Below are 18,833 nucleotides of genomic sequence, written 5' to 3' on the forward strand. Positions count from 1 at the left end.
CATGGCGCGCACCGCCCCGGCCCGCATCCTGCTGAACCTGTCCCTCGACGCCACTCTGGCGGCGCTGGCGCTGCCGCTCGCGCTTTGGCTCGCCGCGCCCGGGGCCTGGCCGCCCGGCCTGGTGTGGTGGGCGGTGGGGCTGCCGCTGGCGGTCTTCGCGACGGTCCTGCCTGGATGGGCGCTGGGCCTGCCCAAGCAATACTGGCGCTATGCCGGGCTTCCCGACCTCCTGGCGCTGATGGGCGCGGCGGCGATCTCGGCCGGGCTGTTTTCCGCCGGGCTGCGCCTGGGCGGGCTGTGGTTCTCGCCCAACGGCGCCTATCCGCTGATCCACGCCATGGTGCTGGGCGCGCTGCTCGGCATTCCGCGCCTGACCGGGCGCTTGCAGACGCTGCGCCGGGGGTCGGAGGAAGCGGGGCAGCAACCCGTCCTCGTGGTGGGCGGGGTGGATCAGGCCGACCTCTTCATCCGTGCCCTGCGCCGGGAGCGCCGGCCCTCCTGGCGCGTCCAGGGCATCCTGGCCCGCCGGTCCCGCCAGTCCGGCCGCCGCATCCAGGGCCACCCCATCCTCGGCACGATCGAGGAGGCCGATGCGGTGCTGGACGCGCTGCGCGCCGAGGGGCAGCTGCCCTCCGCGATCGTCCTCGCCTCGCCCGACCTGTCCGGCCCGGGGCTGGAGGCGCTGCTGGACGCCGCCGACCACCACGGCGTGCCGGTGCGCCGCGCCCCGCAGCCCACCGCCCTCGGCCACGCCGCGCGCAGCACCGGCGACGCGCCGCGCATGGACCTGCGCCCCGTTTCCATTGAGGAGCTGCTCGACCGCCCGCAGGTGCCGCTGGACCGCGAGGGCATGGCGCGGCTGGTGCAGGGCAGGCGCGTGCTGGTCACCGGCGCGGGCGGCACGATCGGCGGCGAGCTGGCGCGGCAGGTGGCGGCGCTCGGCCCCGCCCTGCTCATCCTGCTCGATCACGGCGAATACGTCCTATACGAGATCGACCTTGAGCTGTCCGAGCGTCACCCGGGCGTCCACCGCCGCGCGGTGCTGGCCGACATCCGCGACGCCGCGCGCATGCGCCGCCTCATGGAGGAGATCCAGCCCGAGCTGGTCTTCCACGCCGCCGCGCTGAAGCACGTCCCGATGGTGGAGGGCGACCCGATGGAAGGGCTGCTCACCAACAGCGAGGGCACGCGCGTCGTGGCCGACGCCGCCCGCGCCGCCGGCTGCTCGCTCATGGTGTTCATCTCCACCGACAAGGCGGTGAACCCGACCAGCGTCATGGGCGCCTCCAAGCGCCTTGCCGAGATGTACTGCCAGGCCATGGACCGCGAGGCGCGGGCCACCGGGCGCGGCATGCGCTGCGTCACGGTGCGCTTCGGCAACGTGCTCGGCTCCACCGGCTCCGTCGTGCCGCTTTTCCGGCGGCAGCTGGAGCGCGGCGGGCCGCTCACCGTCACCCATCCCGACATGCGCCGCTACTTCATGACGGTGCGCGAGGCGGTGGGGCTGGTGCTGCAGGCGGCGGTGGTGGGCGCGGCCGACCGGCAGGACACGCCGCCCGAGCTGCGCGAGGGCGGGATCTTCGTGCTCGACATGGGCAACCCGGTGAAGATCGTGGACCTCGCGCGGCGCATGATCCGCCTCGCCGGGCTGCGACCGGAGCAGGACGTGGAGATCCGCTTCACCGGGCTGCGCCCCGGCGAGAAGCTGTTCGAGGAAATGTTCCACGGGCAGGAGCCGCCGCGCCCGACGCATTTCCCGGGCCTGCTGGTCGCCACGCCGCGCACCGCCGACGCCGCCCTGGTCAGCCGCGCACTGGACGAGGTGGCGGCCGCCGCGCGGGGCGGGCACAGCAAGTTGGCCCTGGCCCAGCTTTCGCGGCTGGTGCCCGAGTTCGCGCACATGACCGACCCGTCCGCCGTCGGTTTGAGCAAGCCGTAAATCCCCGTCACACCTCGTGACGGGGGGTGGGACTTGATTGCCCCCGGCAGAGGCCGCAGGAAGCGCGCCATGACCGACACCCCGATCGCCCTTTTCGACATGCAGGCGCAGCAGGCGCTGATCCGCGGCGAGATCGACCGCCGCGTGGCGCATGTCCTGTCCTCCGGCCGCTTCATCAACGGGCCCGAGGTGGCGGAGCTGGAGGCGGCCCTGGCCGAGTTCGCCGGCTGCGCCCATGCGGTGGGCGTGTCCTCCGGCACGGATGCCTTGCAGATCGCCATGATGGCCGAGGGGATCGGGCGCGGCGACGCGGTGTTCCTGCCCGCCTTCACCTACACCGCGACGGCCGAGGTGCCACTGGTGCTGGGCGCCACCCCCGTCTTCGTGGACGTGGACCCCGAAAGCTTCAACATCGACCTCGCCTACCTGCGCCGGCGGGTGGAGGCGGTGGCGAAGGAAGGCCGGCTGCGCCCGCGCGCCGTGGTGGGGGTGGATTTGTTCGGCCTGCCCGCCGACTGGCCCGCCATCGAGGCGCTCTGCGCCGAGCACGGCATGTTCGCCCTGGACGACGCCGCGCAGGCCTTTGGCGCCGCGCTGCACGGCAAGCGGCTGGGGCGCTGGGGCGGGGCCGCGGCCCTGTCCTTCTACCCGACCAAGACCCTGGGCGGTTACGGCGATGGCGGCGCGCTGCTCACCGACAGCGCCGAGCGGGCGGAGCTGTACCGCTCGCTGCGCACCCATGGCGAGGGTGGGCACCGCTACGAGGTGCTGCGGACCGGCATGAACGGGCGGCTGGACACGCTCCAGGCCGCCATCCTCCTGTGCAAGATGACGCTGTTCGGGCGTGAGCTGGAGGGGCGCTCCGCCGTCGCCGCCCGCTACCGCGAGCGCCTCGCCGGGCGCGTCGCCATGCAGCGCGTGGATGCGGGGATGGAAAGCGCCTGGGGCCTGTTCACCCTGCGGCTGGAGAGCGCCGAGCAGCGGGAGCGCGCACAGGCGGCGCTGAAGGCGGCGGGCATCCCCTCGGCCATCTACTATCCGAAGCCGCTGCATCACCAGCCCGCCTACCGCGCGGCCCATGCGGAGACGGGCGCCGCCCCGCTGCCGGTTTCCGAGGCGCTGTCCGGCCAGGTCCTGTCCCTGCCCATGCACCCCTATCTCTCGGAAGCGCAGGTGGATCGCGTGTGCGAGGCGCTGCTTCCCACGCTTTGACGTTGCGGCCCGGGGGCAAGGCGCGCTTCGATGCGCCATGCGCCGCCGAAGCCTCCTCGCCGGTCTGCCCGCCGCCCTGCCTTTCGCGGCGCGGGCCAATGATCCGGTGGATGTCGCCCTCGTCCTGGCCGTGGACGTGTCCCGCTCCATCGACGAGGACGAGGCGCGCCTCCAGCGCGAGGGCTACCGCGCGGCGGTGAGCGACCCGCGCGTGGTGGAGGCGATCGGGCGCGGCATGATCGGCGCCGTCGGCCTGGCCTATGTCGAATGGGCGGGGTTCGAGTACCAGCGCCTCGTCCTGCCCTGGACGCGCATCGCCGACGCGCAGGACGCGGAAGCCTGGTCGCAGGCCCTGGCCGAGGCGCCGCGCGCCTCGCTGTCCTGGACCTCCATCTCGGGCGCCATTGATTTTTCGCGCCGCGTGCTGGAACAGTCGCCCTTCGAGGCGACGCGGCGCGTCATCGACGTTTCGGGCGACGGGGTGAACAACAGCGGCCGCCCGTCCTCCCTCGCGCGGGACGAGGCGGTGGCGGAGGGCATCACGGTGAACGGCCTGCCCATCGTCAACGACCGCCCGGCCTTCGGCCGCATGCCGCCCATCCCGCTGGACCAGTACTACGCGGAGAACGTGATCGGCGGGCCGGGCGCCTTCATGATCGTGGCGGAGGATTTTGAAAGCTTCGGCACGGCGGTGCGGCGCAAGCTGATCCGGGAGATCGCTTGATCTTTCCCCCCGGCGGGGCTGAATCCCGCCCATGACATCGATGACGGATGGCGCGACGGCGCCGCTGACCGCCGAAACGGTGGGCTGGGCCTACCGCCTGCTGCTGGGTCGCGACCCCGAATCCCCCGAGGTGATTGAGCAATGGCGCGGCGTCGGGCTGGAGAGGCTTCGCCACGACATGCTGCGCAGCCCCGAATTCCAGGGCCGCGTCGCCGCCGGGCAGGCGGAGCGCTCCGTGGCCTCCTGGGCCGTCGGCCCGGCGGCGGTGGAGGCGATGCTGGTGCTGCGCGACGGCCACGCCCCCGCGCCGGCTGAGGTGGAACGCCGCCTGCGCGCCGGAGCGGACCTGGACGCGCTGCGGCGCGAGTTGTTCGCGGGCGAGGCGGTGCGTGCGATGCTGCCGCCGCGCGAGGGGCTGCGCAGCCGCGCCCTGCGCCTGCTCGACTGGGAAGGGACGCTGCTGGGCGACACGCGCGACCCGGATTTCACCGGGGCGCCCGCCCCGGCCCCCGCCGTGGCGGCCGCGCTGCGCGCCCTGTGGCCGGATGGCGCGAAAGGGGTTCCGCTGGTGGATAGCGGCGCGGGGATCGGGCTGATCACGCTCGCGATGGCGGCCGCCCTGCCGGGCCATGGCGGGCTGCGCTGCTTCGAGGAAAGGCTGCGCGAGGCCGCCTTCCTGGCCGCCAACCTCGCCGGCAACGGCATCGCCGATGCCTCGCCCTACGCGGTCGCTGCCCCGCCCGCCGCCGAACTCGTCGCCGCGCCGCAAGGGGCGCCCGGCCTCTTGCGCCTCGGCGCCGCCGGTGCGGTGGGCGAGGCGCTGGCGGCGCGCGAGGCGCTGGCCGCTTCGGGCTGCGCCGTGCTGCTGCGCTTCGACCCGCGCGCCGTCATGCTTCTCGACCGCGAGGATCCGCGCCGCGCCCTGGCGCTGCTGGCCGAATCCTTCCCCGGCGCGGCCGCGCTGGACGACCCGGCGGAGCCGACGCCGCTCGCCGAGGAGGCGGCGCGCGACCGCGTGCTGGACGCATCGCTGCGCGCGCCGCTGGAATTGGTGCTGGCGCCTGACCCGGGCTGGATCGGGCGCTTCCGCCTGATGTGAGGCGGGAGCGGATCCGTTTCGCGCCTTCCCCGAGTCGCCGGGCGATGCCGCCCGGCTCGGGAATGCCTTACCGCTCCACATCCTCCACGCTTAGCCCGAAGGCGGCGACGCCTTCGGCGAGCAGGTCGCCCAGACCCTGCATGTCCACGAGGTACTGCGCCGCCGTGCCTGCCGCGTTGCGCTCATAGGCGAGCTTCAGCGCCTCGTCCCAGGATTCCGCGTCGTAGTCGCCACGCCCGATCCAGGCCAGGGCGATCAGCGCGGCCTGCTGGTCCTCGTTCAGCTCGTCGATGAACTCGGTGAGCACGTCGAGCGTGACGTCCTCGTCGTCGAGGTCGTCCGCCTCGCTCTCGTCGTCCAGCTCCTCGTCCTCGTCGCCATCGCCCATCGTGCCTTCCTCAGGGGACTGCACGGCGTTGGCGAGGTCCACGACCGTCACGACCACCTCCAGGCTGACGCCCAGATCCACCTCGCCGTCTTCGTCCGTCGCGGGCATGGGTTTGGGCTCCTTGCTGTTCCACGTTCCGGCTGGCGAACACGCGAAGGAAGGAACCGTTTCACGCTTTCCAGTCGGGGGCGAAATCCGGTTGGACGAAGCGCCGGTCCTGCGGAAGCGCCGCGAGGGCGGCCAAGTCCTCCGCGTCGAGGCGAAGGTCCAGCGCGCCCAGATTCTCGCGTTGGCGCTCCACCCCCTGGGCCTTGGGGATGGCAGCGACGCGCCCGCGCCCCAGGATTGCGGCCAGCGCCACCTGGGCCGGGGTGGCGCCGTGCTTCCCCGCCACGGCGCGCAGCGCGGCGTGGTCCAGCACGTCGCCCTTGCCGAGCGGCGTGTAGGAGGACAGCACTATGCCTGCCTGTTCCGTGACCTCCAGCAGGCGCGACTGGTCCAGCATGACATGGTGCTCGACCTGCACGCAGGCGAGGGGGGCGATCCGGAGGCCGAGCGCCCGGCGCAGCATCCCGGCCGGGAAGTTGGACACGCCCACCGCACTGGCACGCCCCTCCTCCCGCAGCCGCGCCAGCGCCTCCAGCAGGGAAGGGAGGTCCATCCCCGGCGAAGGCCAGTGGATGAGCAGGAGGTCCACATGGTCCAGCCCCAGGCGATCCAGCGAGGCGAGGGCGGCCTCGCGCAGCGCCGGGCCGGCCGTGCGGTCCCACCAGACCTTGGTGGTGACGAAGACCTCCCCGCGCGGGACTCCGCTGCGCCGCAGGGCCGTGCCCACCTCGCGCTCGTTGCCGTACATCTCGGCGGTGTCGAGGTGGCGGTAGCCAAGGGCAAGGGCGGATTCCACCCCCGCCTCGCACTCCGCGCCGCGCATCGGCCAGGTGCCGAGGCCGAGCGCCGGCATCCGCAACAATTTCGTTTCTAGAATCATCGCTTGCTGAGATCCACGATGCCGCAGCGCCCTTCCTCCGTCCCGAAGGCGAGCAGGGTGCCGTTGGCGTTCCACACCAGGGCGGAGATGCCCCCCCCGCCCGGTGGCGCGATGGGCAGGACCCGGCCGGAGCCGATATCGGTGAGCAGCACCAGCCCGTCCTCGAAGCCGGCGGCCACCATCTCGTGCTGCGGGTGGCAGGCGACGCGGGTGCAGATCACCCCGTCGCCGCCCGCGAGTTCCGTGGGCGCTTTACCCATCGGGCCGCCGCCGAAGAAGGGCCACAGCACCACCGCCTCGGCCCCGCTGGTCGCCAGCCACTTGCCGCGCGCCGTGAAGGACAGGGAATGCGTCTTGGCCGGGTAGCCGGACATCCGCATGTGCTGCCCGTCGGCAAGGCGCCAGCCATGCAGCGACGCCTCCTGCATCGCGGTCACGACATGGGTGCCGTCCGGGCTCAGGGTGATGGCGTGGTGGCTTCCCTTCCACTCCAGCACGCGCGGCTTGTCCTCCTTCGCGCCGACGAACCAGAGCGAGGCGCCGTTGTAGTGCGAGGCGGCGACGCGCTTGCCCTTGCCGTCAAAGGCGACCCCGCCGACCGTGGAGGGATGGGCGAGCGACTTCAGCGCCGCGCCCTTCGCGTCCAGCACGTGGACCGCCTTGCCCACGGCGCAGGCGCGCAGCCCGGTCTCGTGGGCGGCGACGTGCTCGATCCACTTGGAGCCGTAGCGCGCCACTTCCTCTGCCGTGCCCTCGAAAGGCACGCGTATGAGGCGGCCGTCATCGCCGCCCGACAGCGCGCCCTCCTTCGCGTCGGCGCAAAGGGACAGCACCGCGCCGTCATGCGCCTCCACCACGCGCCACTCGGCGCCGGGCTGGGCGATGCGGACCGTGCCGTCGCCAAGTCCCGCGAAAAGGCCGCGCCCGTCGCGCCCGAAGGCGAGGCTCACCACCCAGGCGCCCAGGTCGGCGCTGGTGCCGCGGCCGTTGATGAGGAAATCAGGAGCGGGAGCGGTGGTGCTCACGCCGGCACCTGGCAGGCCTCGAAGCCGCGGCGCAGGACGGGGCGGTTCAGGTCGCGGCCGATGAAGACGATCTTGGAGCGCCGTTCGTCGTCCTCCTTCCAGGGGCCGATGAAGTCGCCATCGGCGATCATGTGCACCGCCTGGAAGGCGAAGCGGCGATCATCGCCCGGATAGGCGAGGATGCCCTTGGTCCGCAACAGGTCCTGCCCCTTGGCGGCAAGGAGGTCGCTCATCCAGGAGTTGAACTTCTCCGGGTCGATCGGGCGCGACACCTCGAAGGAGACGCTGTTGATCTCGCTGTCGTGCTCGTGCTCGTCCTCGCCGGACAGGAACTCCGGCTCGCGGTCCAGGATGCGTTCCAGCGAGAAGCTGTCGCGGCCCAGCACCTCGTTCACCGGCACGTCCGACTTGGTGGCGCGGCGGATCTCGGCATAGGGGTTGATGGCGCGGATGCGGCGCTCGACCGCCTGCGCCTCTTCCTCGCTCACCAGGTCCATTTTGTTGAGGATCAGGAGGTCGGCGAAGGCGATCTGCTCCTCCGCCTCCTTGCTGTCGTCGAGGCGCGCGGCGAGGTGCTTGGCGTCTACCACCGTCACGATCGAGTCGAGCTTGGTGGCCCGCTTCACGTCCTCGTCCACGAAGAAGGTCTGCGCGACGGGGGCTGGGTCGGCGAGGCCCGTCGTTTCGACAATGATGCCGTCGAACCGGTCGCGCCGCTTCATCAGCCCGGACAGGATGCGGATCAGGTCGCCGCGCACGGTGCAGCAGATGCAGCCGTTGTTCATCTCGAACACTTCCTCGTCGGCATCCACCACGAGGTCGTTGTCCACGCCCAGCTCGCCGAACTCGTTGATCACCACGGCGTATTTCTTGCCGTGGTTCTCCGTGAGGATGCGGTTCAGCAGCGTGGTCTTGCCCGCGCCGAGATAGCCGGTGAGCACGGTCACGGGTACGGGATCGGAAGGGTTCTGCACCATGGGAAGGAAACTCCGTCAGGCTTTCGCCCTATATGGACCGCGCCCGGCGGGAGGCAAAACCCCCGCCCGCCCGGGACGTTGCCCCTCCGAAGCGTCGAGGAGGCCACGATGAGCCAGGGTTCCAAGGACAAGTACACCGACAAGCAGAAGCGCAAGGCCGAGCACATCGCCGAGGGCTACGAGGCGCAGGGCGTCCCGGACAAGGAGGCCGAGGCGCGGGCCTGGGCCACCGTCAACAAGCAGGATGGCGGCGGCAAGAAGTCCGGCTCCGGCCGCAGCAAGTCGACGGTGCATTGACCATGGGCGGCGGGCAGAACAAGCCGGACTGGTCTTCCAAGACCACGGGCGGCGAGATGGACACGCGCTCCACCACGCCGGACATGGCGGCGGACAAGACGAAGAAGCACACGGAGCGCGCCAGCGAGGGCAAGGGGGAGGGCACCGGCCCCGCCTCGGGCACCAGCGGCGAGACCGCGGGCGCCATGAAGGACCAAGTGGGCAAGAGCGGCTGAGGGCAGCCCGCGCTTCACGATTGCCGGGGCCAGGGGCAGAACGCCGCTTTTTGGGGCCGTGCACGGCTTGACGCGGCCCGGATGACGCGCCCGTCATGCTTCACGGCTCCGCCTCGCCGTGGCATCCGTGCCACCGCGATGCGTTCCAGCCTCGAGGAGAGTTGTTCATGAGCACGACACGGCGCCAGATGATGGGCGCGGCGGCTATCCTGGCCATGCCGGGCCTCGCTTCCGCCCAGGCCAGCTACCCGAACCGAACCGTCCGGATGATCGTGCCCTTCGCCGCGGGCGGCGCGGTGGACATTACCGGGCGCCTCCTGGCGGAGCGGCTGCAGCCCATCCTCGGCCAGACCATCCTGGTGGACAACCGGGGCGGCGCGGGCGGCAACATCGGCGCCGATGCGGTCGCCAAGGCCGAGGCGGACGGGCACACCATCCTGCTCGGCAATGCCAGCATCCTGGCCGCGAACAAGTTCCTGTACCGCCGCTCCATGCCCTTCGACCCGATGCGCGACCTCGCGCCCGTCACGCGCGTCTCGACCGGGACGGTGCTGCTGGTGGTGAATGCGGATCGGCCCTGGCGGAGCTTCGCCGACCTCGTCGCCGCCGCGAAGGCCGCGCCGGGGCGGATCAGCATGGGCTCCTCCGGCACCGGCACGGTCAGCCACCTGACGCTGTCTTCCGTCAACCGGGCGGCGGGGATCGACATCAGCCACATCCCGTATCGCGGCGGCGGCCCGGCCATCACCGACCTGCTGTCCGGCACGATCGACATGATGTTCGACGTGATCCCGGCGCTGATGCCGCATGTCCGCTCGGGCCGCTTCCGCCCGCTGGCCGTGGGCAGCGCCGAGCGCGTCGCCTACGTGCCCGAGCTGCGCGACGTGCCGGGCATGAAGGAAGTGCTGCCCAACGCCAATATTGACATGCAGTCCTGGTACTCGGGTTCCGTGCCCGCCCGCACCCCTGCGCCGGCGATTCAGCGCCTGCACGAGGCGCTGGTGCAGGTCGTCCGCTCCGACGACTTCAAGGCGCGGCTGGAGCCGCTGGGCTTCACCCCGGTGTGGGACGAGAGCCCGGCTGCCTTCGGCGAGTACCTGCGCGCGCAGGAGCGGGTCTGGCAGGGCCTCGTCGAGGCCTCGGGCGCTTCGTTGGACTGACAAGACACGGCGCTGGCGGGATTCCGCCAGCGCCACACCATTGCCTGCCGGCCCTGATCCGGCCGCATGGCGGCCGGCACCGCAAGATCAATCGCGCAACCAGCACGACCGTGGCGTGGCGAAAGCCAGGCGCGCGGAGCGCGCGCCTGGCGCCTGAAAGCTACAAGGAAACCGCTATGCGGCTTCCTTGTGAATCGCGTCGCCCAGCGTGGTGACGATGCGGTCCACATGCGACTTCTCGATGATAAGCGGCGGCGAGAGCGCGACGATGTCGCCCGTCACCCGCACCAGCAGCCCATCGTCGAAGCAGCGGCGGAAGATCCGCATGGCGCGGTCGCCTGGCTTGCCGGCGGTGGACTGCAGCTCGATCCCCGCGATCAGCCCGTGGTTGCGGATGTCGATGACGCCCGGCGCCGCGCGCAGCGAATGGGCCGCTTCCTCCCAGTAGGGCTCGATGGCGCGGACGCGGCCGGGCAGGTCCTCGCGCACATGGATCTCCATGGCAGCGATGGCGGCGGCCGAGGCCAGCGGGTGGCCGGAGTAGGTGTAGCCGTGGAAGAATTCGATGCCGCCGGCCACGCCGGTCACGATGGCGTCGTGGACCTCGTTCTTCACCGCCACGGCGCCCATCGGCACGGCGGCGTTGGTCAGCCCCTTGGCCATGGTGATGATGTCGGGCGTCACGCCCAGGCGCTCGGAGCCGAAATAGTTGCCGATGCGGCCGAAGCCCGTGATCACCTCGTCGAAGATCAAGAGAATGCCGTACTTGCTGCACAGCTCGCGCAGCTTCTCCAGGTAGCCGACGGGCGGCACCAGCACGCCGGTCGAGCCGGCGACCGGCTCCACCATCACCGCGGCGATGGTGTCGCCATGCAGCGCGACCAGCTTCTCGACCTCCTCGGCCAGGAAGGCGCCGTGCTCGGGCTGGCCCTTGCTGAAGGCGTTGCGGTCGGGAAGGTGGGTGGCGGAAAGATGGTCCACATAGGGCAGCATGGCGCCGAACTGCTTGCGGTTCGGGCCGATGCCGCCCACCGACATGCCACCGAAGCCGACGCCGTGATAGCCGCGCTCACGCCCCACGAGGCGCACGCGCTGCGCCTGGCCGATGGCCTTCTGGTAGGCGAGGGCGATCTTCAGCGCCGTGTCGGCGCTCTCGCTGCCCGAATTGGTGAAGAAGACGCGGTCCAGCCCGTCGGGTGTCAGGTCGGCGACGCGCGCTGCCGCCTCGAAGGCGATGGGGTGGCCGAGTTGGAAGGTCGGCGCGAAGTCCAGGATGGCGGCCTGCTTCTGGATCGCCTCGGTGATCTCGCGGCGGCCATGGCCGGCATTGCAGCACCACAGCCCGGCCGTGCCGTCCAGCACCTCGCGCCCCTCGGGGGTGAAGTAGTGCATGCCCTCGGCGCGGGCGAGCAGGCGCGGCGTGCCCTTGAAGTACTTGTTGTCGCTAAAGGGCATCCAGAACGCGTCGAGGTCGTTCGGGCGGGGGATCGTGATCTCGTTCATCGGGCGGATCCTTGGCGGTCGGGGCGACCTTAGACCCAAGCGGGCGGCGGTTGGAACACCCGCCAAGAGGGGGAATCCGTAGAACTCCGTCCTTTCTGGAGGGAGCGCGGTGCGGCTAGGGGCTGCGGAACCCTGTCCTGGACACCCCGATGCGCCGACGCGTCCCGCCCCCCGCCCTGGCCTTCGTGCTCGCGGCCTCTGCCGCCTCCGCGCAGGGCTGGAACCTGTATGACGGCAGCACCGCCAGCATCTTCGTGCCCTACCACAATGCCGTGACGAACGGGCAGCTGGTGCATTCGCCGTCGCTCCGGCTTTCCTTCAGCGGGTTGTCGGGCGGGAATTTCACGCCGGGCGCCCAGTCCTTCACCATGGACACGGGCTCCATGGGCCTCGTCGCCTCGCCGGACAACTTCCAGCCGCAGGCGGGCGACGTGGCGATCGGCCCCGGCCAACTGACCTACACCAGCTCCGGGCGCATCAACCACGGCACCTGGTACCTGACGCGGGTGAACATCCACGACGCGCAGGGCGTGGCCGCCGTGGCCGAGGTGCCGGTGCTGCAGGTGACGGAGATCACCTGTCAGCACAACGCTCGCGAATGCACCGCCACCACCGTCCCCAGCGGCGTCGCCATGATGGGCGTCGGCTTCGCGCGGGAAGCGGACCAGCAGCAAGGCTCCCGCCCGCGCGACAACGCGCTGATCAACATCGTGCAGATGCGGGGCCCCAACGGGCTCGACGCGGTGGCGCCCGGTTCCGGCTACACCCCCGGCTATGTCGTGACGCGGGGCGGCGTCACCCTGGGCCTGACGCCCGCCGACACGGCCGGGGCCGCCTTCGCGCGGCTGCTGCCCAACCCGGCCATCCCCGGCGAATGGATGCCCGCGACCGGCGGCACGACCGTCAACGGCGTTGCGGGGCAGGGGAACTCGCTGGTGGATACCGGCGTGAACGAGATGTTCCTGGTGCCTGGCGCCGCCGCCGGCTTCGTCGCCGGGCAGGCCGTGCCCGCCGGGACGCGCATCGCGGTGTCGCTGCCCGGGCTGGGGGCGGCGGGGCTCGCCTCCTACGGGTTCACGGTGGGCGGCGGCTCGGCCCTCGAGCCCAGCGCCGTCATCATCCCGCATGGCACCTCGCCCTTCGTGAACACGGGGCGCTACGCGCTGAACGCCTTCGACGTCATCTTCGACAGCGGCAACGGCTTCATCGGCTATCGCCGCGCCGCCGGCGCCACCGAGGGGCAGGTGACGCCCGGCTTCGTGCTCCAGGGCTCCTGGCAGCTTCCCGGCCTGTTCCTGTCCAGCCTGCCCGTGGTGCTGGCCGCCGATACGGCGCTTGCCAGCGCCGGCACGGCGGGGCTGACCGGGGGCATTTCCGGCCCGCATGCGCTGACGCTTTCGGGGGGCGGCACCTTCAACCTGGCGGGGCGGGGCACGTATTCCGGCGGGACGGCCGTCGGTCCAGGCACGGGCCTGGCCATCAGCGCGGGGAACGAGCTTGGCTCGGGTCCGCTGACGCTGGATGGCGGGCGGCTGATCGGCGCGGGTGCCTTCACCCTGCCCAATGCCGTCGCGCTCACCGCCCAGGGCGGCACGGTGCAGCCGGGCGGGCGCAACGTCGCGCTCACCGGCAATCTTTCCGGCGCTGGGCAGCTGACGGTCAGCGGCACGGGCCAGGTGACGCTGAGCGGCGCCAACACCCAGGCGGGCGGCACGCTGGTTCGCGGCGGCGCGGTTCTCGCCACTGCCTCGGACCTCGCCCTCGGCGCGGCGGGCGCTCCGCTGACGCTGAATGGAGGGACGCTCAAGGCCCTCGCCGACCTCGCGATCCTGCGTCCGGTCAGTGCGACGAACGGCAGCTTCGACACCACGGGCGGCTTCGTCATCGCCTTGCGCGGCGCCTTCACCCATGACGGCGCGCTTTCCGTGCTGGGCGATGGCCGGCTGGATCACGCGGGGGATGCGGTTTCCGCCAGCCCGGTGACGCTGGGCGGCGGCCGCCTGTCGGTCTCGGGCAGCCTGACCGCTCCGGCGCTGCTCGTCGCGCCGGGCGCGACGCTGGGCGGCACCGGCACGGTGAACGCCCCCACGGCGGTCGCCGGCACGCTGGACCCCGGCAATTCCCCGGGAACGCTGGTCTTCTCGGCGCCGGTCACGATGCTGCCCGGCTCCGTCCTGGCGGTGGAGCTGGACGGCACGGGAACCGGGAATGGCGCGGGCCAGTTCGACCGCGTGGTGGTGCAGGGGGGCGGCTTTGCCGCCGCCGGCACCGTCGCCCCCGCGCTGCGCGGCCTGTCCGGCGCGACCAACGGCTTCACTCCCGCGCTCGGGCAGGGCTTCACCATCGTGCAGGCCGATGGCGGCATCTCGGGCCAGTTCACCGCGGTGGCGCAGCCTGCCAGCGGCACGGTCGGGACGCGCTTCGACCTGCTCTACGCGCCCAACAGCGTCACCCTGCTGACGACCCCCGCCGCCTATGGCGCGCTACGCGATGCCGGGCTCCCGCAGACGGCCAACCAAGCGGCGGCCGGCGCGGCGCTGGACGCCTTCCGCCCCGCCGCGGGCCCTCGCCTGTCCGGCGAGGCGGCTTCGGTCTTCGGCCCGCTCTATGCCCTGGCCCCTTCCGTCCTGCCGGCGACGCTGGAGGCGCTGGCCGGAACCTCATGGGGTGACGGGCTGGCGGCACGGCTTTCCGCCCGGCAGGCCTTCACGGCCGGGCTGTCCGACCAGCTCGCCCTCGCGCGTGGGACCGGTGACGCGCGGGCCGCGCAGGGCGTCGCGCTGGGACCCGAGCGCGCGGCCTGGTTCCGCGCCCTGGGCCAGCCGATGCTGCGGGCGGGGCGCGACGGCGCGCCGGGCTTCACGGCCGGCCTCGGCGGGGTCGCCGCGGGCACGGAGATCCGTCTCGGCGCCGGGACCCGGGCAGGCGTCGCGGTGGGCTACACCTCCGGCGTGGTCACCACCCGCGCCGGCGCCCGCATCGAGGGGGAGGCGCTGAACCTCGCCCTGTATGGCGGCTGGACGGGGCCGCGCGGCGTCTTTGTCGAGGGCGATGCGGGCGGTGGCTGGGCGCGTGATGCGTCGCGTCGCGTCCTCGCCGCCTTTGGCCGCCAGGCGCGCGGCGCGGCGGAGGGCGGCTCCCTTGGCGCTGGGCTGCGGGCCGGCGTGGCGATGGAAGCCGCCGGATGGCGCCTCGAGCCCAGCCTCGCCCTGCGCCTCGACCGCGTGGACCGCGCGGGCGCGACCGAAACCGGCGCGGGCAGCCTGGGGCTGCGCGTGCAGGGCGGCGACATGCTGTCCGTCCGCAGCGTGCTCGGGATGACGGTGTCCCGGCGCCTGGACCTGCCCTGGGACGGCATGTCGGTCGCGCCGTCGCTCCGCGCCGGCTGGGCGCATGAATTCGCCGATGCCTCGGCCACGACGCGCGCCGCGCTGCTCGGCGCGCCGGATGCCGGGTTCCGCGTCGCCTCCACCCGGCTGGGCCGCGACGCGGCGCTGCTGGGCGCGGGCGTCAGGCTTTCGCTGCGCCCCGGCGTCTCCCTCTTCCTGGACTACGCCTCGGAATGGCGGAGCAACCTTTCGGCGCAGACCGTCTCGGGCGGGGTGCGGATGAGCTTCTGAGGGGGCGTCAAACCTTGGACGCGACCAAGCTGTAGGCCAGGGGCAGCCAGGGCTGGGACGGCCAGGTCCATAGACCGTCCGCCCCGCGCACCAGGCCGGGAAAAAAGGCCCAGGGGAGGCGGTCATGCTCGCGCAGCCGCTCCAGCCGCAGCCCGGCCTCGTGCAGCGCGTTCAGCACGTCGCCCAGCGGGTGCAGCCACGCCACGGTCCGGCTGTTGCGGATAGGCACGGAGGGGTCGCAGTAATCCACCGCCTCCTCGAAGACGCGGCCCTTGCGCTCGAAATAGGGGACGAGCCAGTCGGGCTTCCCTTCCGGGTCGCCGGGCGGGGACCAGCCGTCGAACACGGCGGTGACGGGGTGGCAATCGGCGAAAAGGAGGCGCCCGCCGGGCCGCAGGAAATGCGCCACCACCCGCGCCCAGGCGCGGATGTCGGGCAGCCAGCCGATCGTCCCCCAGGAGGTGAAGACGAGGTCGAAGCCGCCCTCCTCGCCGGGCATCGCCTCCGGCGCGGCCAGCACGTCGCTTTCGGTGAAGCGCAGCGCCGCGGCGCCGGTCTCGGCAGCCAGGGCGCGGGCGGCGGCGATGGCAGGCGGGCTCCAGTCCACCCCAAGCACTTCCCGCGCGCCGCGCTGGACCAGCGCCAGGCTGTCATCGCCGATGTGGCATTGCAGGTGCAGGATCCGCAGACCCTCCAGCGGCGGCAGCATCGCCTCCACGATAGGGTCAAGGCGGCCGCGCCCCGCCCGGTGCGTGGACAAGTCGTAGCCGCGCGGGCCCAGGTGAAGCGCTGTGCGCTCATCCCAGTTCGCGCGGTTCAGCCGGCGCCAATCCTCCTCCATCGCGGCAAGCCTGCCGGAGGCGCTGTGCGCGGTCCAGCGCGTTCCGCGCGGGCGCCGCTTGCGCTATGCTGCGGGAACCAGCCCCTTTCCGGGAAACCCCGCCCCGTGCTCGTCACCTCGCCTGCCTTCAAGGACAATGCCGCCCGCGCGCTGGAAAGCCCCGGCCTGCAGAAGGCGCTCGACCGCGCCAAGGGCGGCTTCCTCAGCAAGCGCGGCGCCGCCGTCGCCGGCCTGCCGGAATTCGAGCGGCTGCGCGACATCGGCCGCGACATCAAGAACCACACCCTCCAGCACCTGGATTTCTACCTGGAGGAGTACGAGGCGAAGGTGCAGGGGGCCGGGGGTCACGTGCACTGGTGCCACACCGCCGATGACGCCCGCCGCGCCGTGCTGGAGATCTGCCGCCGCGCCGGGGCGCGCACCGTCACCAAGGGCAAATCCATGATCTCCGAGGAGCTGGGGATCAACGACCACCTGGAGGCGCACGGCATCCAGCCGGTCGAGACCGACCTGGGCGAGTACATCCTCCAGCTTCGCAATGAGCCGCCCTCGCACATCATCGGCCCGGCCTTCCACCTGAACCGCGAGGATTGGGAGGAAAGCTTCCGCGCCTCCCACACCGACCTGCCGAAGGACCGCGTCTTCCACGAGCGGCGCGACATCCTCACGGAGGCGCGGTCCCGGCTGCGCGACAAGTTCCTTGTCGCCGACGTGGGCATCACCGGCGCGAACTTCCTTGTCGCCGAGACGGGCAGCAGCGTCATCGTCACCAACGAGGGCAATGGCGACCTGACGCAGACCCTGCCGCGCGTCCACATCGTCCTCGCCAGCATCGAGAAGGTTGTGCCCACGCTGGAGGACTGCACCTCTCTGCTGCGCCTGCTCGCGCGCTCGGCCACGGGACAGGATTTCTCCGTCTACACCACCTTCTCCACCGGGGTGCGGCGCGAGGGCGACCTGGACGGGCCGGAGGAGTACCACGTCATCCTGGTGGATGCCGGGCGTTCCAACATGGTCGGCACGGATTTCCAGGACATGCTGCGCTGCATCCGCTGCTCGGCCTGCATGAACCATTGCCCGGTCTACGGCGTGGTGGGCGGGCACGCCTATGGCTGGGTGTATCCCGGCCCGATGGGCTCGGTGCTGACGCCAACGCTGGTGGGCGTAGACAAGGCCGGGCACCTGCCCAACGCCTCCACCTTCTGCGGCCGCTGCGAAAGCGTCTGCCCGGTGAAGATCCCGCTGCCCAAGCTGATGCGCCACTGGCGCGAGCGCGAGTTCGAGCGTCACCTGACGCCCTCGGCGATCCGCGCCAATCTCGGCCTCTGGGCATGGTTCGCGATGCGGCCTTCGCTCTACCGGATGGCAACGCGCGCCGCGACCGGCGTGCTGGGGCTGCTCGGGCGCGGCAAGGGCAGCTTCCGCACGCTGCCGCTGGCCGGCGGCTGGACGGCGGGGCGCGACCTGCCCGTGCCGCAGGGCGGCACCTTCATGGCGCAATACAAGCGCCGTCAGCGCGGAGCGCGGCCATGAGCCGCGACGCCATCCTCGGCACGATCCGGCGCGGGCTGAAGCGCGGCCCGCTGCCGGAGGACCAGAAGGCGATGCTGCGCGCCCGCATGGCCGCGCATCCCCGCCATCTCATCCCCGCTCGCTCGCGGCTGGACCGCGCCGGGCAGGTGGCCCTGTTCATCCGGAACGTGGAGAAGGAGTTCGGCACGGTGGAGCGCGTGCCGGACCTCGCCGCTGTCCCCGCCGCCGTGTCGGACTACCTCGCGGCCCACAACCTGCCGCCGCGCTTCGCCATGGCTCCGCACCCGGAGCTCCAGGGCATCGACTGGAGCGACCGTCCGCTGCTCGAGTTCGAGGCGCGCAAGGGCGCGGCCAGCGACCAGGCCAGCCTGCAGCACGGCTTCGCGGCGGTCGCCGAGACAGGGACGCTGATGTTGCCCGTCGCCGGGGAGCGCCCGACCACGCTGAACCTGCTGCCCGACACGGCCATGGTGTTCCTGCGCGCCAGCCGCATCGTCGGCGCCTACGAGGAGGCGTGGGACCTCCTGCGCGCCGAGCGGGTGGACCCGCTGACCGGCGGCTTCATGCCGCGCAACGTCATGCTGGTCACCGGTCCCTCGCGCTCCGCCGACATCGAGCAGACGCTGGAGCTGGGCGCGCACGGGCCGCGCCGCCTTCACGTCATCCTGCTGGATGACGACCCGGCCGCCCTGCCCGAGGCGGTGGCGGCGGCGCCGGATTTGCGCCCCGAGCCGGCGCGCCACCCCATCGCGGAACCGGGCGAGCCCGCCAGCCCGGGCGATTGATGCGCCGTCGCCGGGGCGAGTTGACGGAGGAGGACCGCGCGGTCTGGGCGGCCTATGCCCAGCGCGTGCGGGTGCTGCCCGGCCGTGCCGTCCCGCCGCTGCCTTCCGCGCCCACCGTCACGATCACGCCGCCGCCCCGCCCCGCCGCACCCCCGCCGCCCAAGCCGCGCCTGCCCCCGCCGGAGGTGGCGGTGGGCGCCCCGCCGCCCGGCCTCGACGCACGGCGCTGGCGCGACCTCCGGCGCGGCAAGCTGCGGCCGGAGCGCAAGCTGGACCTGCACGGCATGACCGCCGCCGCCGCGCATGGCGCCGTGTCCTCCTTTCTCCATTCTGCGCTGGCGGATGGGGTTCGCTGCGTGTGCATCGTCACCGGCAAGGGCTCCTCGGCCGAAGGCGGGGTGCTGCGTCGGGAATTGCCGCATTGGCTGAACGCGCCGGGGCTGCGCGGCCTCGTGCTCGGCGCGGCGCATCCGCATCGCGCCAATGCCGGGGCGGTGCACCTGCTGCTGCGCCGCCCGCGCGCATGA

General features: G+C 72.4%; 16 protein-coding genes and 1 pseudogene. 11 read left to right on the plus strand and 6 right to left on the minus strand.

Annotated elements, in window-relative coordinates:
• Position 1 precedes the first annotated feature (1 nt).
• The 4 genes from OF850_RS10170 to OF850_RS10185 all read left to right on the plus strand — a co-directional run bounded on the left by OF850_RS10170 (position 2) and on the right by OF850_RS10185 (position 4,974).
• On the plus strand, positions 2-1,939 hold the full coding sequence (locus OF850_RS10170) for a polysaccharide biosynthesis protein (protein WP_301589955.1): 1,938 nt from the start codon (positions 2-4) through the stop codon (positions 1,937-1,939).
• A 69-nt stretch (positions 1,940-2,008) separates the two neighbouring features.
• Positions 2,009-3,151 carry a DegT/DnrJ/EryC1/StrS family aminotransferase gene (locus OF850_RS10175; protein ID WP_301589956.1) on the plus strand — a complete coding sequence of 381 codons (1,143 nt, stop codon included), beginning with the start codon at positions 2,009-2,011 and terminating at the stop codon, positions 3,149-3,151.
• A 37-nt stretch (positions 3,152-3,188) separates the two neighbouring features.
• Positions 3,189-3,875, plus strand: coding sequence for a DUF1194 domain-containing protein (locus OF850_RS10180; protein WP_301589958.1), 687 nt, complete (start codon positions 3,189-3,191; stop codon positions 3,873-3,875).
• Positions 3,876-3,906: 31 nt separating this feature from the next.
• Positions 3,907-4,974 carry a hypothetical protein gene (locus OF850_RS10185; protein WP_301589959.1) on the plus strand — a complete coding sequence of 356 codons (1,068 nt, stop codon included), beginning with the start codon at positions 3,907-3,909 and terminating at the stop codon, positions 4,972-4,974.
• 67 nt (positions 4,975-5,041) lie between these two features.
• Here OF850_RS10185 and OF850_RS10190 read toward each other — a convergent pair whose 3' ends face one another.
• The 4 genes from OF850_RS10190 to OF850_RS10205 all read right to left on the minus strand — a co-directional run bounded on the left by OF850_RS10190 (position 5,042) and on the right by OF850_RS10205 (position 8,352).
• A complete protein-coding gene (locus OF850_RS10190; RefSeq protein ID WP_301589960.1) occupies positions 5,042-5,470 on the minus strand; it encodes a DUF3775 domain-containing protein in 429 nt (142 codons plus the stop codon).
• 61 nt (positions 5,471-5,531) lie between these two features.
• The gene (locus OF850_RS10195; RefSeq protein ID WP_301589961.1) at positions 5,532-6,323 is read right to left on the minus strand and encodes an aldo/keto reductase; all 792 of its coding nucleotides are present in this window, start codon (positions 6,321-6,323) and stop codon (positions 5,532-5,534) included.
• A 23-nt stretch (positions 6,324-6,346) separates the two neighbouring features.
• Positions 6,347-7,375, minus strand: a complete 1,029-nt coding sequence (locus OF850_RS10200) for a WD40 repeat domain-containing protein (protein WP_301589962.1) — start codon at positions 7,373-7,375, stop codon at positions 6,347-6,349.
• Positions 7,372-8,352: a CobW family GTP-binding protein gene (locus OF850_RS10205; RefSeq protein ID WP_301589963.1), complete on the minus strand. Its 981-nt coding sequence runs from the start codon at positions 8,350-8,352 to the stop codon at positions 7,372-7,374. The genes OF850_RS10200 and OF850_RS10205 overlap by 4 nt, the downstream gene beginning before the upstream one ends.
• Before the next feature lie 108 nt (positions 8,353-8,460).
• Between OF850_RS10205 and OF850_RS10210 the strand changes: the two are divergent.
• The 3 genes and pseudogenes from OF850_RS10210 to OF850_RS10220 form a co-directional block, all read left to right on the plus strand.
• Positions 8,461-8,646 (plus strand): annotated as a pseudogene (locus tag OF850_RS10210) (plasmid stabilization protein); the annotation flags it as partial.
• Between the two features lie 5 nt (positions 8,647-8,651).
• Complete coding sequence (locus OF850_RS10215) at positions 8,652-8,864, plus strand: hypothetical protein (protein ID WP_301589966.1); 213 nt, start codon at positions 8,652-8,654, stop codon at positions 8,862-8,864.
• Between the two features lie 167 nt (positions 8,865-9,031).
• Positions 9,032-10,024 (plus strand): Bug family tripartite tricarboxylate transporter substrate binding protein, encoded by a 993-nt coding sequence (locus OF850_RS10220; protein ID WP_301589967.1) that lies wholly within the window; start codon positions 9,032-9,034, stop codon positions 10,022-10,024.
• A gap of 174 nt (positions 10,025-10,198) precedes the next feature.
• Here OF850_RS10220 and OF850_RS10225 read toward each other — a convergent pair whose 3' ends face one another.
• Entirely contained in the window at positions 10,199-11,527 is a 1,329-nt protein-coding gene (locus OF850_RS10225; protein WP_301589968.1) for an aspartate aminotransferase family protein, read from the minus strand.
• 149 nt (positions 11,528-11,676) lie between these two features.
• Between OF850_RS10225 and OF850_RS10230 the strand changes: the two genes are divergently transcribed.
• The gene (locus tag OF850_RS10230) at positions 11,677-15,147 is read left to right on the plus strand and encodes an autotransporter outer membrane beta-barrel domain-containing protein (protein WP_301589969.1); all 3,471 of its coding nucleotides are present in this window, start codon (positions 11,677-11,679) and stop codon (positions 15,145-15,147) included.
• Positions 15,148-15,154: 7 nt separating this feature from the next.
• Here the strand turns inward: OF850_RS10230 and OF850_RS10235 are convergent, their stop codons facing one another.
• On the minus strand, positions 15,155-15,988 hold the full coding sequence (locus OF850_RS10235; protein ID WP_301589970.1) for a class I SAM-dependent methyltransferase: 834 nt from the start codon (positions 15,986-15,988) through the stop codon (positions 15,155-15,157).
• A 105-nt stretch (positions 15,989-16,093) separates the two neighbouring features.
• Here OF850_RS10235 and OF850_RS10240 point away from each other — a divergent pair, with 105 nt between their 5' ends.
• Genes OF850_RS10240 through OF850_RS10250 form a run of 3 tightly spaced genes read left to right on the plus strand, consistent with a single transcriptional unit; the run spans position 16,094 to position 18,833 of the window.
• Positions 16,094-17,521, plus strand: a complete 1,428-nt coding sequence (locus OF850_RS10240; protein WP_301589971.1) for a LutB/LldF family L-lactate oxidation iron-sulfur protein — start codon at positions 16,094-16,096, stop codon at positions 17,519-17,521.
• Positions 17,518-18,306, plus strand: a complete 789-nt coding sequence (locus tag OF850_RS10245) for a LutC/YkgG family protein (protein ID WP_301589972.1) — start codon at positions 17,518-17,520, stop codon at positions 18,304-18,306. Before OF850_RS10240 ends, OF850_RS10245 begins: the two co-directional genes overlap by 4 nt.
• Positions 18,306-18,833 (plus strand): Smr/MutS family protein, encoded by a 528-nt coding sequence (locus OF850_RS10250; protein ID WP_301589973.1) that lies wholly within the window; start codon positions 18,306-18,308, stop codon positions 18,831-18,833. Before OF850_RS10245 ends, OF850_RS10250 begins: the two co-directional genes overlap by 1 nt.

Source organism: Sabulicella glaciei, assembly GCF_026183895.1.
In the GTDB taxonomy this organism is placed as follows: domain Bacteria; phylum Pseudomonadota; class Alphaproteobacteria; order Acetobacterales; family Acetobacteraceae; genus Roseococcus; species Roseococcus glaciei.